The organism is Pseudoalteromonas rubra (assembly GCF_000967655.1).
GTDB classification, from domain to species: Bacteria; Pseudomonadota; Gammaproteobacteria; order Enterobacterales; family Alteromonadaceae; genus Pseudoalteromonas; species Pseudoalteromonas rubra_A.
In genome coordinates this window covers 1-16,047 of the sequence record NZ_JXYA01000024.1, presented here as the reverse complement: position 1 = coordinate 16,047, position 16,047 = coordinate 1, and the positions used below count along the sequence as shown (strand labels likewise).

At 51.3% G+C, this 16,047-nt stretch carries 11 protein-coding genes; 5 read left to right on the top strand and 6 right to left on the bottom strand.

Going from position 1 to position 16,047, the window contains the following annotated elements; genetic code table 11:
- Positions 1-112 precede the first annotated feature (112 nt).
- The 4 genes from TW77_RS11520 to TW77_RS11505 all read right to left on the bottom strand — a co-directional run bounded on the left by TW77_RS11520 (position 113) and on the right by TW77_RS11505 (position 10,325).
- Complete coding sequence (locus TW77_RS11520) at positions 113-6,799, bottom strand: non-ribosomal peptide synthetase (RefSeq protein ID WP_046005129.1); 6,687 nt, start codon at positions 6,797-6,799, stop codon at positions 113-115.
- Positions 6,800-7,144: 345 nt separating this feature from the next.
- Positions 7,145-7,342: a hypothetical protein gene (locus TW77_RS11515; protein ID WP_046005128.1), complete on the bottom strand. Its 198-nt coding sequence runs from the start codon at positions 7,340-7,342 to the stop codon at positions 7,145-7,147.
- 729 nt (positions 7,343-8,071) lie between these two features.
- Complete coding sequence (locus TW77_RS11510; protein ID WP_046005127.1) at positions 8,072-9,139, bottom strand: hypothetical protein; 1,068 nt, start codon at positions 9,137-9,139, stop codon at positions 8,072-8,074.
- Between the two features lie 220 nt (positions 9,140-9,359).
- Positions 9,360-10,325 carry a hypothetical protein gene (locus TW77_RS11505; protein ID WP_046005126.1) on the bottom strand — a complete coding sequence of 322 codons (966 nt, stop codon included), beginning with the start codon at positions 10,323-10,325 and terminating at the stop codon, positions 9,360-9,362.
- 243 nt (positions 10,326-10,568) lie between these two features.
- On the opposite strand from TW77_RS11505, the gene TW77_RS11500 reads away from it, so the two are divergent.
- The 3 genes from TW77_RS11500 (at position 10,569) to TW77_RS25580 (ending at position 12,773) form a co-directional block, all read left to right on the top strand.
- Positions 10,569-11,405, top strand: coding sequence for a pirin family protein (locus TW77_RS11500; protein ID WP_046005125.1), 837 nt, complete (start codon positions 10,569-10,571; stop codon positions 11,403-11,405).
- A gap of 44 nt (positions 11,406-11,449) precedes the next feature.
- The gene (locus TW77_RS11495; protein ID WP_046005124.1) at positions 11,450-12,421 is read left to right on the top strand and encodes a glutathione S-transferase family protein; all 972 of its coding nucleotides are present in this window, start codon (positions 11,450-11,452) and stop codon (positions 12,419-12,421) included.
- Positions 12,422-12,596: 175 nt separating this feature from the next.
- Positions 12,597-12,773 carry a hypothetical protein gene (locus TW77_RS25580; RefSeq protein ID WP_164488161.1) on the top strand — a complete coding sequence of 59 codons (177 nt, stop codon included), beginning with the start codon at positions 12,597-12,599 and terminating at the stop codon, positions 12,771-12,773.
- 44 nt (positions 12,774-12,817) lie between these two features.
- Here the strand turns inward: TW77_RS25580 and TW77_RS11490 are convergent, their stop codons facing one another.
- Entirely contained in the window at positions 12,818-13,321 is a 504-nt protein-coding gene (locus TW77_RS11490; RefSeq protein WP_046005123.1) for a zf-TFIIB domain-containing protein, read from the bottom strand.
- A gap of 95 nt (positions 13,322-13,416) precedes the next feature.
- The gene (locus TW77_RS25640; protein ID WP_205623866.1) at positions 13,417-14,496 is read right to left on the bottom strand and encodes an EAL domain-containing protein; all 1,080 of its coding nucleotides are present in this window, start codon (positions 14,494-14,496) and stop codon (positions 13,417-13,419) included.
- Between the two features lie 245 nt (positions 14,497-14,741).
- Here TW77_RS25640 and TW77_RS11480 point away from each other — a divergent pair, with 245 nt between their 5' ends.
- Positions 14,742-15,329: a cytochrome b gene (locus TW77_RS11480; RefSeq protein WP_205623867.1), complete on the top strand. Its 588-nt coding sequence runs from the start codon at positions 14,742-14,744 to the stop codon at positions 15,327-15,329.
- A 178-nt stretch (positions 15,330-15,507) separates the two neighbouring features.
- Positions 15,508-16,047 (top strand): hypothetical protein (locus tag TW77_RS11475; RefSeq protein WP_046005121.1); only part of this gene is annotated, 540 nt, incomplete at its 3' end.

Sequence of the window (16,047 nt, the reverse complement as noted above, 5' to 3'; positions counted from 1 at the left end):
CCCATGCACAGGCTTTGCCTCTACGACTTAACACCAGCCTGCGTTGCCAGGCCGGCAGCTTGTTTACTTGTTTGTATGTGTGCTTGTTTATCAGGCCTGTGGCCTGACTCTGTTACCAGTCCATTTCCTCCAGCTCGGCATCATCCTCTGCCTGTAGGTCGCTCTGGCGACTGAGCAAATAATCTATGTGCAGTGCCTGCTCCTTAAGCTGCGGCTGTGCAAACAACTCTTTGACAGCAAACTCGACGGCGAAGCGATGGCGGATCTGAGTTTCCAGTCGGGTCACTAAAATGGAGTTGCCACCTTGCTCAAAAAAGCGTGCATGACTGCTTATCTCGCTGCGCTCTATCCCCAGCAAGGCTGACCAGATTTCTGCCAGTGCCTGCTCGGTGGCCGTTTCGGGTGCCACAAATGGTTGCTCACTGTCTGAGCCTGACACTTCTGGCAGCGCTTTTTTATCTATTTTGCCGTTGGGCGTGAGCGGCCACCGGGGCACCACCACAAAGCGGCTCGGCACCATATATTCCGGCAGCTGTGCATACAGATGCTGCTCAACTTGCTGGATAATCGAGGTGTCGTCGTGCTGTTCGCTGCGCGGCTGAATATAAGCGATCAGCATATCCGTACCATTACTGGCTTGTTTGACCAGTACCACGGCCGAGTCGAGCTGCTCACAGCGGTTCAGCTGGGCCTCCACTTCGCTCAGCTCAATACGAAAGCCGCGAATTTTCACCTGCGCATCAAGACGACCGACAAATTCTATGCTGCCGTCGGACAGCACCCGGGCCAGGTCGCCGGTTTTATACAATCGCGTACTGTCGCGGTGGGCCGGATAATAATAAAAGGGATTCTCAACAAACTTTTCAGCGCTCAGCTCAGGGCGCTGATGATAGCCGCGTGCCAGCCCGTCACCACCAATGTGTAGCTCCCCAATCACCCCTGGCGGCACCAGCGCCATCTGGCTATCCAGTACGTAAAGGCTGACATTATTAAGAGGTTTACCTATGGTGATGGGGGTGCCCGGATACAGGCGCTGATAGGAGGCACACACAGAGGCCTCGGTCGGACCATAGGCATTAAAGAAGGGATAATGTGCCGACCACTGATTGACCAGCTCCGACTCACAGGCTTCCCCTGCAACAATCAGAGCCTGCAGTGCCAGCGAGGTGTCGAGCGACATCATGGCCAAAAAGGCCGGGGGCAAAGTCACATGGCTTATTTGCTGCTGCGCCAGCAGTGCAATGATGGCCTCGGGCGAGCGTCTTTGTTCGCTGTCGGCGATCACCAGCGTGGCACCGTTGAGCAGTGCCATGGCATATTCCCAGGTGCCAGCATCAAAGCTCATAGAAGCAAAATGCAACACTTTGCTGCGCGGCGAAATGGCAAAGGCACGGCGCTGATTGTCGGCCAGGTTCACTATGCCCTGATGTTCCAGCAACACACCTTTTGGCAGACCCGTTGAGCCTGAGGTATAGATTTCGTAAGCCAGACTGGTGGGTAGCAGCCCCAGTGCCCTGCTGTCTAAATTCTCTTCACTGCAATGACTGAACTGTCCTAATCCGGTTTCCTCAAGCAGGTCATCCAGGGTGATCACGGCAAACTCAGCCAGGTCTACCGCAGCCAGAATCGCCGCACTGCTGATAATGGTCTGTATGTTGGCATCTTCCAGCATATAGCTCAGCCGTGCAGGTGGATAAGCCGGGTCCAGCGGCACATAAGCGCCACCGGCTTTAAGTACTGCCAGCGTCGCAATGATCATCTCCAGCGAGCGGTCCAGCGCAATGCCGATCAAAGTATCTGACGACACACAGCCCTGCTCACGCAGGTAATGGGCCAGCTGATTGGCCTTGCCATTGAGCTGCGCATAACTCATTTGCTGGTCAGCAAAGATAAGCGCGGTGTGGTCCGGATTGCGCTCAACCTGTTGCTCAAAGGCCTGATGAATACACAGCGTGCGATCATATTCATGGTAATTATCATTGAGGGCATTGACCAGGTACTGACTTTGCTCGCTCGCCAGCACGCTCAGTTGCCCCGGCGGAGTGTTGAGGCTCTGGGTCATCTCGGTTTGTACCAGGCGCTCCAGCAACAGCATCAGGTGCCCACTCAGGTCGCTGATATGTGCCTCTGAAAACAAGGACGTGTCGTAGATCCAGTTGACCTGCAATGCCATTTCGCTTAGTGAAAACTCCACTTCCAGGTCGAATTTTGCCACACACCCGGCCTGCATCAGCGGTGTAAAAGTCAGCCCCTCAAGCGCAGTGTGATCAGCCGTGGGCTGAGCTTGCGTGCTGTTAAATGAGGTCATGATCTGGCACAGCGGCGCATGGGCGTCCCCTCGGGGGATCTGCAGCGCATCCACCAGTTGTTCAAACGGCAGGTCCTGATGGCTTTGCGCCTCCAGATGCACATCTGTGACATGTTGCAGGTAACTGTCCAGCGAGGGCTGATCCGTATTCACCCGCAGCGCCAGAATATTCACGAAGAAGCCAATCAGCGGCTCCACTTCGGCCTGCAGGCGGTTAGCCACCGGCGTGCCTATCACCACATCCATACTGTTACTGTAACGGCTGATAGTCAGCGCCAGCACCGCATGCAACAACATAAACGGCGTCATCTGATAATGCGCGGCCATATCACGTAATTGCGTTGCCAACTGAGCGGAAGCCTTGCCCGACACCATGGCACCCTCGTAACTTTTCTCAGCCGGTCTTGGGTAGTCCAGTGGAATAGCGTGTACGCCGGGTGCATCGCTCAGCTGAATCTGCCAGTGTTCCAGTTGCTGCTGTAGCACATCGCCCTGTAACCAGTTGCGCTGCCACTGAGCGAAATCGGCATACTGAATATCGAGTGGGGCAAGCGGATTGTCCTGGCCATCCCGCAAGGCCGCATATAAAAGGAAGAATTCATTGCTGAACACGTTCAGTGACCAACCGTCCGAGGCAATATGATGCATATTAAGCAGCAACACGCCCCGCGCCGGACTCAGGCTGATAAAGCTGGCACGCAGCATCAGGTCGGTGGCCAAATCAAACGGCGCCTGAGCATCTTCCACCAGCAAGTGCTCAAGTTGCTGCTGTGCCTGTGCGCCTGCCAGATGATCCAACTCTAGATGGCGGATAGTCACAGCTTGTTGCGCCAGGATCACCTGCACAGGTCCATTCGGCCCTTGCTGATAAACAGTGCGCAGCACTTCGTGCCGTGCCACTATCGCGCTCAGTGCCTGTTGTGCCACGCTTAAGTCAAACGGGCCGTCGACCTCAAAGGCCAGTGGCATATTGTACTGGGCCGAGCTGCCCTGAAACTGGTCTATAAACCACAGTCGCTGCTGGGCATAAGATAACTCGAAGCTGTCGGTATCGCGCGGTAATGCCTCTATCACAGGTCGTGATGATTGAGCACTTTGCTCAATCAGCGCAGCCAAAGCAGACAGCGTACTTGCAGAGAAAACCTGCTTAACGGCAATGTCGACCTCAAACTCACTGCGGATCAACGACACCAGCCGTACCGAAAGCAAAGAATGACCGCCTAGCGCAAAAAAGTCGGCATCCCGGGTTAACTGCTCGACGTCACACGCCAGCAATCCCGCCCAAATCTCGGCCAGCGCTTGCTCCGTCCTGGTACTGGGCGCTTCTCCCTGTGCTTGCTGTATGTGCACCGCAGGCAAGGCGCGCCGGTCAATTTTACCATTTGCGGTGAGTGGCCATTGCTCAACCACCACAATGGCGGCTGGTATCATATAAGCAGGCAAGACGGACCTGAGTGAAGTCAATAGCCTGGCGGTCAATTGTTGCTCTGCGTCGCTTGTCTCACGCGTGATACAAGGCCGTGCATAAGCAATCAGCTGCTTGTTGTCGGCCTCGCCGATTGCCAGTACCAGTGCCGACTCAAGCTCATCAAAAGATTCCAGCACGGCGCTGATCTCACCCGGTTCAATGCGGAATCCGCGAATTTTTATTTGTTCATCGCAGCGTCCGAGATACTGTAAATTGCCCGAACTGGTCATGCGAACCAGATCGCCGGTTCTGTATAGTCGCGACGAGGTTGCCGGTAACGCCTGGACATGTGCCGCATCAATAAAGCGCTCATCCGTCAGTACCGGGTGATTGTAGTAGCCCAGGGCAACGCCCGGCCCGGCAACATACAACTCGCCGACGCAGCCGGTGGGCACAGGCGCCAAATCGGCATCCAGAATCAAACACTGGGTATTGGCAATCGCCTGTCCTATGCTGGCTTCGTCTTGTTCAAACTGAGTAACATGGCAGGTTGTGGCAACATGGGTTTCGGTGGGGCCATAATGATTGTACAAGTCACACTTAGGATGGCGCGCCATAAACTGGCGAATGCTGGGAGTCAGCTTCAGCACATCACCGGCAACACACACCTGCCTGAGCGCCGTCATGTCGATGGCAGGGTTGCTGTCCGCTTGTTCAGCCATTAAATCAAAAACCGCTGGTGGCACAAATAAGCGCGCTATTTTTTGCGCGGCCACCAGGCAGGCCAGGTCCTGTAACTGATCTTTTTCTTGCTGCGACATCAGCACCAGACACGCGCCTGTGCGCCAGCTGGTCGCCAACTCCTGCGCCGACACATCAAACGTCAGCGGGGTAAACTGCAAGGTCCGGTAGGGCTGAGTTATGCCATCCACCTGCGCCTGATGGGCAGTCAAATTCACTAAGGTGCTGTGACGCTGGTGGACCCCTTTTGGCCGACCAGTAGAGCCGGAGGTATAAAGAATATACGCACTGTGATCGCCGCCCACTTCAGGCAGTGCAGTCGTGTGTGCTGGGGGCTGCCATAAGTCCGCCTTATCCAGTCGCACACAAGGTAGTCCGGCAAAGCTGTCTTGTGTGTGTGCTAAAACTAATGAGAGTGACAATTCGCCGATAATATAATTGAGTCGCTCTTGCGGGGCATCGGGGTCAAGTGGTACATAGATTGCGCCCGCTTTGAGCAGGGCCGCTACGGCACATAGTGTGTCGATACTGCGCTGCGCCACAATGGCCACAGGCTGCCCTACCGTGACGCCATATTCCGCCACCAGACGCATCGCCAGCGCATCGGCGCGGGCATTGAATTCGCCATAAGTCAGCAGCCTTGCCTGCGCCTGCACTGCAATGGCATCCGGGTTATGCCGGGCCTGATACTCCAGCAGCTGATGTACGGCTTGCCACTGGCAGTCAAGCGGTGCGCCACTTGCCAATGTCAACGCCTGCTGCTGTTCTTGTTCACTGACCATAGCAATAGCAGCCAGCTTAGTCGGGCCGTTTTCTGTGTGGGCCAGCGCGGCCATTGCGCTGAGCACATTGCACAAATGCTGATTGAGCTGGCGAATATGGGCTTGTTCAAACAGGGCAACATCATAGGTCCAGCCAACGGATACGCCTGTCTCATTCAGTGACATATGAATGTCTAAATCAAACTTGGTGGTCAGGCTGACATCCGACATCGCCTGCAATGACGCGCCACCCAGCTGGACCTGCTCAGCATGCTGCGCGCCTGCACTAAACTGGTTATCGGTGGTCAGCAAAATCTGAAACAACGGACTGTAGGCGTTATTGCGCGGCACGTTTAATACTTCAACCAGCTGCTCAAATGGCACGTCCTGATTGCTTTGCGCCGCCAGATGCACGGCTCTGACATGAGCCAGATAATCGTGCAAAGTGTCAAAGTCCGTATTCACCCGCAGCACTAAGGTGTTGACGAAAAACCCGATCAGCGGGGCCAGCGCCGGATCCTGGCGATTGGCAACCGGACTGCCGATAACAATGTCCTTGCTGTTGCTGTGACGACTAAGCACCAGCGCCAGCGCGCCATGCAGCAGCATAAAAGGAGTCAGCTGACAGGCTCTGGCAAGCATCATCAACTCACTGGCGACCTGGCTGCTCAGTTGCGATGTAACAAGCTCACCCCGGTACTGTTTTTCGGCCGGGCGGCTGGCGTCCAGCGGTAGCTGGTGCAGCGCTGGCACCCCTTGCAGATGCTGCTGCCAATACGCCAGCTGTTTTTCCAGCTCGCCTTGTGCAAAGTGCTTTTGCTGCCAGTGTGCAAAATCGCGATACTGGATAGCCAACGGCGTCAGTGTGCTGGGCACGCCTTGTTCAAGCGACTGGTAAATGGCAAAGAACTCTTTACTCAGGACGTCCATCGACCAGCCGTCGGAGGCGATATGATGCATATTAAAGCTTAAAATCGCCTGACAGTGCGCAGAATCATCGTGTGATAATTGCAAATAGCTGGCCCGCACCATCAGATCCTGGCTGAGATCAAACACGCGATTGGCTTCGCGAACCAGATAAGCGTTGGCGGCTTGTTGCGGCGCATCCTGTTCACTCAAGTCCAGCACTGTGATGCTCAAATGAGTGTCTTCCAGCACACGCGGGCAGGGTGTGCCCGCTTGCTCATCAAAAACCGTTCTTAGCACCTCATGGCGCTGTACTATGGTATTGAGGGCTTGCTCAACTTTGGCCACATCCAGTTGCCCGTGCACTGCAAATGCCATCGGCATATTGTACTCGCTGGAGCCACCATTCAGCTTGTCAATAAACCACAAACGCCGCTGCGAAAAAGACAATACCGGCGGCTCGCCTGATGGCGCTTTGACAATCCTAACTGGCGACTCAGCAGCACCACTTTGACGCTGCTCAATTGCATGTATGATCTCTTGCTTATTGTTCTTCAGAAAATCTTTTTCACTTGCAGTCAAAGCCTTAAGCTTGCCTCTGACCAGTAACTTACCCTGATCATCAACACTGAGTTTGATCCCTTTCTCGCCGAGCTGTAAAAAGAACTGTTTCATATTTTCGCTTTTGCAATCAAATTGATGATAAAGAAAAATACCGGGATCCCCCCCCAGATAACGGGCAGTGATGTCGCCAGTACACAAGTCCAATCAGTCTTAATCCTTTTGCCATCTTGCATGGCACGCCCAGCACGAAGCTCAATGGCGGTTATCTCAGTAAGTGCTCGCAATTGAGTTGCTTTGCTGTCGCGCACCTTTTGTTACACGATAACGCACATAATTAAGTGAATTGGCATAACAAAGCCCTGCGTATCAGTGCAGCCGGCTCTGTCTTTTTTGTTTTGCTATTATCCGCTTATGTCCGTCAGCGGCGCTAAGATATGTATAAATTCATAGCCCGACTTATGCGTCGAGCTCACTTCCACTTAATGAACGCAGTGACGAATCCGGACAAACGTATACACCACTACAGCCGTCTTTGTAACCAAAGTCATAGGCTAATTTGAAGATGTGATGGAGTAGCTGTACATCTACCGCACCTGAATTGGTGTTGTGACTATTCAGATTGATACTCAACTCTGTCAACGCGTCATTTTTCATCTTATCAGTCCATGTTAAATAATATTGCAAAGTGTTAAATTTTTACGAGAACGCATTATTATGTGAACTGCACTTTTTTTCTACACTTTTATTTATGAAAATTATAAAATTCATAAACCAGATTATTAAGGCTTTTATTTTTATTGGCTTGAGTGAAACTCACTAGGCGTTCACCCTGCCATTAAAGTTGGCCTTAGTTCGGCTATGAATAACCAACCATAAATTTACAACAACTAACAACCACGCCTGGCAAAGGCGCCCTAGCATGCAGACTACTTACCACAACTGATACAACACACCCTCAAGTCAGGCCCGCAAACTTCATTGGGGAAGTTATACCCCATTCATCGGGACAATAACATGACGGTTTGAGGAATTATATGTTGCAAAATGTTCTAAAAGGGACACAAGGGGCCTAAACACGGCTTTTGATAAACCGTGTTTATACTGCTTACCAGGCTGATTATTTTGCAGATTATATTTATACGACAACTGACATAATAAAGTCATAATAAACAGACTTTTTACTGTCATAGTCTCAAATAACGCGTATTTATTGGCACAATTGCAAAACTGGTATCATTGTGTGGATTAACCGTCTGTCGATGGTAATGACCCACACAGGTTATCGGCCTCAGGCGTGCATTGTATCAAAGCAGTTCAGGTGACTGGTTTGTACCAGTCGCAAATGAGGAAGATTAAAACCAGGGCTGCGCGGATTACGCCGCGCTATTGCGTGGCTTGTTCGAGATGAGCAAGCACTTGCTCCAGCGCCGCTGAAACCGCTTTTTTATCCTGCCAGTCGAGTGTTGACCAGTCGACACCCGATGCCAGTTGGGTAACGTCCTGCGTCAGCAACTTTTGCAGTGCTGTGGGCGAGCTGAATGACGTGGTGATAAACGGCGTGTTGCTTTTTGCGGGCTGTTTTTTAATGCATTTGAGCTGCTGCTCAATAAGATCTGAAATGGCGCGCTTATCCAGTGCGTTTAAGGTCGACTTGTCGTGCTCAGCTTTATACTGCGATTCTACCGACAAGATCAGCCGCTTCATTTTAACAAAAGAGTAATTACACCCGCACTCATAGGCCGACATCACAACAGGGTAGCGCGACAACACATTGTAGTTATCATATGCGCCCATCGAAATACCAAGTTTAGGCACAATCGTCCTGACTGTAAGACGAGACAACCCGGCTTGCAGGCGTGCCTTGTTAAGTTGCTCAATTTCCATCATGGCCTGAGTGAAGGCCTGTAACTTTCCATACTGAGGCAGATCCTCGCGGCTGGCATTTTCCTGAAATTGCTTCACCTTGGTCAATAAGGGCTTACTGTCATAGACCTTAAACTGAGCGGCAGCCCCATATCCTTTGGCATACACCAGGGCAAAGAAACGCCGGTGGCCGGTCAGAATTTGAAAGCGCCCTTCCTCGAGAGGATATACAGTGGGCACCTGGATCATCTCAGAGACCGAAATGTTATTGCCCAGCTCAATGATTGACTCTATGGTCTGAGACGCACGCTTCCAGTCTTCTGTGCCGTGCTTCAGACAATTAATGATAATCGATTTGCCGATCAGCACATGGTCTTCTCCCTGGTACAGCTTGGTCAGCTGTGCTTTGCTCAGCTTGCGCGCCACAAATAAACGCGCGTCTTCATCACTGATAAAAATCGAGGGTAAAAACCGGCCATTGGTCGGGTCTGGTACAACGGAGCTTAGAAAAATGCTTTTGTATTCAAAAGACTCATCATTGAGTTCGGTTTTATTGTTCAGGTTGCTCAGCAGCATTTGCTCTAACATAATGATCACTCTGTTGACTACTGACTCAGGCCGTCAGTAAGGCACTCACCAGCAGCTAAAAACAGGGGGTCCTCTCCTTTGTCACTGGCGCATTGACTCTCGGCTTTAGTGTAACTGAAACGGCGCGTTGCAACAATCTGCGCAGCTCAGCCTGCCAAACCGACTAAAGTAAATGCCACATTTTAAGTTCGGTCAAGGCAGGAGACTATTATTTTGTTCGTTACAGAGCGTCTATCAGATTATTAATGGCCTGCTGCTGCGACACCTGACCTGCCATATAGGGCTGCCAATATTGGTTTAGTTTAGCAAGCGGGTCCTGGCGGTTTTTATATAACCCCTTCCAGTGCGCATAGGGCACAAAGGCATGCCCCTGTTCGGCGAGCGTCTGTCGGGTTACCTCACCAACAATGTAAAACAGCATGGGGTGCCACAATGACTTAAATTCAGCCTGCTTGCCTTGCTCTTTGGCCCGGCTTTGCAGCGCCTGATACAAAGGAGAATCCGGAAAGCTGGTGTGTGCTACCTCATGAAACAACATTTCGAGTGCAAACCAATCTTTAAAACCTGCCTGATAGCTATTGATAAAGGTGATCAAGTTCCTGCCAGAGGTAAAAGCACCGCCGTGTGTAAACGGCCGGGCAACGGTTAAAACGCGATGCTGCTGCGCCACAATCACACGGGTCCCAAATATATCACTCAGTCGCGAACAAACCTGTTCGCCATACTTATCAAGCAATGCGATGCTTTGCTGCGTCCAGGCCTGATTCTGAGCCCGATGTTGCGGCCATATCTCGTCCCGGTAGCTGCTCATCACCGCAAAATAGCCGCGCGTCAGGTCGTTGACTGGCAAGTCGGTCACCGCACTGTTGGCATCAAACAGATGCTCCGTCAGCTCACTTAGTTGCGAGTCACTGAACAGAGGGTGGAACCTGGGCTGGCTTGTATGTAACTGATATTGCGCGATGGCGGCATGCCACTTTTGCCTGTCCTGTGCGTTCAATCCGTCCGGAAATGCGCTGGGGTTGCGCGCCAGAAAGCTCAGATAGGCATGTAAGTTATTTTCGGCTTTATTATTAAACACCAGCGCCTGCTCATTGCACTGCCAGCGTGGCTCAGATGCCTTTGCAGCAACGGGAGCCTGCAAAACAACACTCACCACAGCAGCAAGTAATCCGATTTTATTCATTGTGCTTTCCTTAAATTGGGTCTTTCACTGTTGGTCGCACTCAAGCGTACCTTATTATTATACGCCGCCAGTATCTAACCCGTAAACTGAGCGGCTCCTGAACAGTTTAAATTCTATTAAATCGAACAAAACCTTCAATATTTGCAAATTTCATTCTCGCATTGCCATTGCTAAAGTGAACTCATCAGGCAAACACAGCGCATTGGACTAACTTTAACTGATAGCGCAGGCAACGAGGTTTTTATGCAAATTATTCGTATCAATAAAGCGCAGGCTACGCAGGATGGCGCAGGCGTGAACATCAGCCGAATAGCAGGCTTCGATGGCAAAAGTTTAGATCCCTTTTTGATGATCGATGAACTGAAATCAGACAACAGCAGCGACTATATGGCGGGCTTTCCGCCCCACCCGCATCGCGGTATTGAAACTTTTACCTACATTCGTAAGGGCGGCTTTGAGCATCAGGATCAGATGGGCAATAAAAAGGCCATTCGCGCCGGTGATGTGCAATGGATGAGCACCGGACGCGGCGTGATCCATTCTGAAATGCCACTCAGTGACGCCGAACAGGGCATGCATGGTTTTCAGATCTGGCTCAATATGCCAGCCAAGGACAAAATGCGAGCGCCCCGCTATCAGGACACAACCGAGCACAAGGCTCCCGTGATCACCACCAACTCCGGCGCAGAGCTTAAAGCGCTGGCAGGCAGCTGGCAACTGGACGGGCAAACTGTCCAATCGCCATTGAATGACTTAGCCGGAAATGGCGCCATTGCCGATGTTACTTTGCCAGCAGATCAGCAGATCACGCTGGATATGTCGGGCTACGGCAAAGTGCTTATTTACATTCACAGCGGCACATTGGCAGACACGCGTCTGAGCGCCACTTATCAGTTGGAGCTGGACCCGGCCCACCCGGTCACACTGCAAAGTGGTGCCCAGGGCGCTGGCTTACTGGTACTGGCAGGTCAGCCAATCGGAGAAAAAATAGCCCATATGGGTCCGTTTGTGATGAATACCCAGGAAGAGCTGCAACAGGCCGTGCGTGACTATCATGCCGGCAAATTCGGTAGCATCTAAAACACAGCGCAGTAAAGATTTAAACAAATTAAGAGGACAAGACAATGGGACGATTAATTGAAGGTAAGTGGCATGACGTCTGGTACGACACCAAAAGCAACCAGGGCAAGTTTAAACGCGAAGACGCGCAACTGCGCAACTGGGTAACGGCCGATGGCAGCGCCGGGCCAACCGGCGACAGTGGCTTTAAAGCCGAATCTGGCCGCTACCATTTGTACGTATCGCTGGCCTGTCCCTGGGCGCACCGTACTCTGATCTTCAGAAAGTTAAAGCAACTTGAGGCACACATTGATGTATCTGTGGTCAGCCCGGATATGCTCGAACATGGCTGGACCTTTGATAAAGCAACCGGCAGCAGCGGCGATGCCCTGTTTGAGCAAAGCTATATGCACCAGTTGTATACGCGCAACAAGGCTGACTATTCAGGCCGTGTCACTGTGCCTGTCTTGTGGGATAAACAAACACAGCGCATTGTCAGTAATGAGTCGAGCGAGATCATTCGCATGTTTAATTCAGCATTTAATGAGCTGACCGGCAACACCGATGATTACTACCCCGAGGCACTGCGCCAGGACATCAATGATATCAATGAGTTTGTTTACCATAAAATCAATAACGGGGTATACAAAGCCGGGTTTGCCACCGAGCAGGCGGCCTATGAAGAGGCAGTACAAGCACTGTTTGAGGCGCTCGAACAGTTAGAGCAGCGATTGAGCACGCAACGCTATCTGGTCGGCGATACACTCACGGAGGCCGACTGGCGATTATTTACCACGCTGATCCGCTTCGATAGCGTCTATCACGGTCACTTTAAGTGTAACCTGAAACAGATTGAAGACTATCCCAACCTGGCCGGTTATATCCGTGAGCTTTATCAGTGGCCGAATGTCGCCGAGACGGTGGATTTTTACCATATCAAGCGCCATTACTACTTTAGCCACACCATGATCAATCCAACGCAAGTGGTGCCGGTCGGCCCGGATATCGACTACACCCAGCCGCACAATCGCGGATAAGCACCGTAAACAGCCACTGTAAACCCCGTTTACAGTGGCTTTAATTGCTCCTCACAACTTATCTTTGCTTTTGCAGCGCTCCCTGCTGTCTTTGTCATAAAAGAGTGTTTAAATAAATGGCACATCGCATCATTTGGTGATAAATTAATCGCTCGTGACTTTAAGGAGTGAAATCATGAAAACAGATAAAGAAACCCGTAAAAAAGCCGCCAGCAAAATTGGCGTCAGTATGGTCACCGGAGTGGCCGTTGGCACCGCCATTGGCGTTTCTTCCGGTGATATCGGCAACGGGGTTGCGCTGGGTATCGCAATCGGTGTCGCTGTAGGCATGTTGTTGGATATTAATGGTTAGGGCGTGATCTAACAGCGATTCTGCGAGGTAAACGCCCCACAGAATTAATCATCACTGAGCACATCTGCGGCTATCGCAAACACTTTTTCTAGGTTACTGCGCTCACCCGGTTGCGATAATTTATAGTGCCTCGGGCTGTCAATATGAAAGACTTGATGCTCTTCAAGCATTTTGATCCGCAACAATTCACGTTCTTTGGCGCTAAGGTGGTTTTCGTGCAACTTGTCCAGTTCGCCGGTATCAAGCCAGATCCCGCCACAACCCGGACACTCGTCAATTTCAACGACCCGTAACGGACTAAAGTAGCGCCGCATCATAACGATTTGTGGACACTTCGGACAATTGACTCGCGCGTTTTCATCACCCAGTGGGGCAGAAAACTGTCGCAGATGTTTCGCCAGCACTTCTGCACGCACATCAGCCGGGTTGGTAAAGTTGCTCAGCACCAGGTTGTCGAAAAAGACCCCCCCACTGCGCTCGGATATATACACCACAATGCCACCCACTTTGGCTGGCTTCAACGGGTATGAGGTTCTGGGACACTGCATGTTAAGACTCCTATCATCGGCACCGGCTAAAATCAGCAGTATACTTTTTGTTCCCTGAATTAGAAAGTACCTGACTAAGGCTCCTATTTATCTAATCACAGCCCAGCCTCTTTGGGTTTATCAAACAAATACCCCTGCGCATAATCCACCCCCAGCTGTTTGGCAATATCCAGCTGCTGGGGCGTTTCTATGCCTTCTGCCAGCACCTTGCCACCATACAAATGTACCGTATCAACCACTTGCCTTATCTCGTCGATGATCTCAGCGCCATAGTCCAGGCGACTGATAATGGTAATGCACAGCTTCACTACATCGGGCTTAACGGTATTGATCAAGGTCAGTTCAAAGAAACCACAGCCAACATCATCGAGCCAGAAGGTATAACCCAGCTGACGCAGCTCAGCCATTTTTGCTTTGACGGACGCCCAGTCATCCACCGGCAGGTGCTCTGTCAGTTCAATGCACAGCAGATGCGCATATGGGTAATGTTGTAGTGTCTCTGATACCTCATTATCAAACAGCAAACCCGGAGAGAGGTTGACGGTTAACCTCTGCGCGCCTTGATGCTCACAATGACGCGCATGGGTGGCCAGATGGGTGTTCAGCGCCAGCTTTTCCATCTCAAACTGCTGCCCCTGCGCCATGGCAGCGCCAAAGAGTTTATCCGCACGGTGCAAAGGCGACGCTTTTGGTCCGCGGATCAAGGCTTCATAACCAAATATGCCCTCACTTTGCACCCGCTGAATGGACTGCCAGTAAGGCAGCAGGTTTTTGTTGGCAAATACCCTCAGCAGATCCTCTTTACTATCCGGGTAAAGTGCGTTTAGTGCACAGGCCGCATCTGAGCGAATACTCTGCTCCTGCGCGACCTGCTCAGTCACGGCGGCTGAGCTTACCTGAATTTCCGCTTCATGCACCAGCTGACAATCTAACTCACTGAGCAGCAGTTGCGCAACAGCCTGACTCAACGCCTGCTGTGCCTGCGTCGGGGAGCCAAATTGTTCGGATTCGAACCACAGCTCGCCCAGCTCAAAAATGTCCTGCTGTAAGCCAAATTGCGCATTTTGCGACAGTAAAGCCACCAACGCATGCCACACTTTTTGCCCAGTAGACTGACCAATGCGCTCAATGATGCCGGGCCATCCCGACAAAGACACTAAGGTTAACGTACGCAAGCGACCTCCAGGTATTTGATGCTGCTGTCCGGTTGCAGTATAGCAGGACAAATGAAAAGCAGCCCTGAGCACTGGATTTTGCACGTTTTGTACACGCCTGGTTAAAGCCCATAAAACTCAGCGCATTAAAAGCAGTGTTCTCAAAAACAGAACGCTTTATCCGGATCTTTGTTGCATTCATTCTCACATCAAGCTGCTACCATCGCTGGCAATAACAAGTTTTTATCTGGAGCAAACCTGTGAGTATGAAAAACACGGCACGAGACTACGGCACCATTGCGAAATGGCTACACTGGGGCACCGCCTTGCTGTTTCTCGCCGCCTATGTCAGCGTCTATTACCGTCAGTGGTTTACTGAAGCCAAAACCCCACAAAACTGGACCGCGTTACAGCTGCATTTGTCATTCGGTGTTTCGATAGCGGTGATTGTTGCACTGCGGCTCATCTGGCGCTGGCTGAATACCCAACCCACAGCAGAACCCGGCACCCGCATAGAACACCTGGCAGCGCATCTTGGGCACTACGCCTTGTATGCAGTGATGATCATTGCCCCGCTAACGGGCTATATTGGTACGGGCGTAGATACCGAGTTCTTCTTTTTATTCGATATTACTAAATTTGAAAGTACCGCGCTATTCACAGCACTCGTCGAGCAAGGCATGGGCCTGTCATTTGCCGAATTTGAAAAGCCCATCGACTTTATTCATAAGGAGATTCTGGGCGCCTGGCTGATCTGGATATTGATCCTCGGCCATATCGCAGCCGCGCTGTATCACCATTTGGTCAAACGCGATCGGACATTACTGAAAATGACCCACGGTGGTGAGCGTTAAGCTCACCTAAAAACAAAAAACACACTATGTTGACGCACATCTTGCCAATACAACAACGGCCATATATTGGATTAAAGTAACCATTCAATTAACAGGTTGCGCATAATTTTGCCATTGTTTTTTCATCTCTAAAACGGGTAAAATCCGCATTACAGGAGAAAATAACCTAAGGAAAACAATGAAAAAGCTACTTCTACCCTGCGTCATTGCCGCAACATTTAGTGCGCAAGCCAACGAACAACAACTGCCGCACACGTTCCAGGCAAATACCCCTGCAAAAGCTGCTGAAGTCAATGAAAACTTCAACTACCTGTTACAAGCCATCACCAAGACACAAGATGATACCCAAGCCCAGGTAAGCACACTCAATGGCACATTGGTGCAACTGACACAAGATATCGAACAGCAGAATCAAACACTGACATCGGCCGGCAACACACTAACAACGCACGGTAATAACATCAGCGCACTTCAGACGCTGGCTACAACTCAATCTGAGCAGCTTACTGAGCTGCAAACCACAACGGCCAACCACACCGTTTATTATGGCGAACTGGCCAGTGCATTAGCCGCACAAAACAGCAGCCTTGAGGGGCTAAGCAGCCAGCTAAATAGCGTACAATCAAGCCTGGCAACAGCAAACTCACAATTAAACTCAGTTCAAGGCACGGTCGGCAACCATAGCGAGTTACTAACAAACCAGGGAACGTCGATTGCC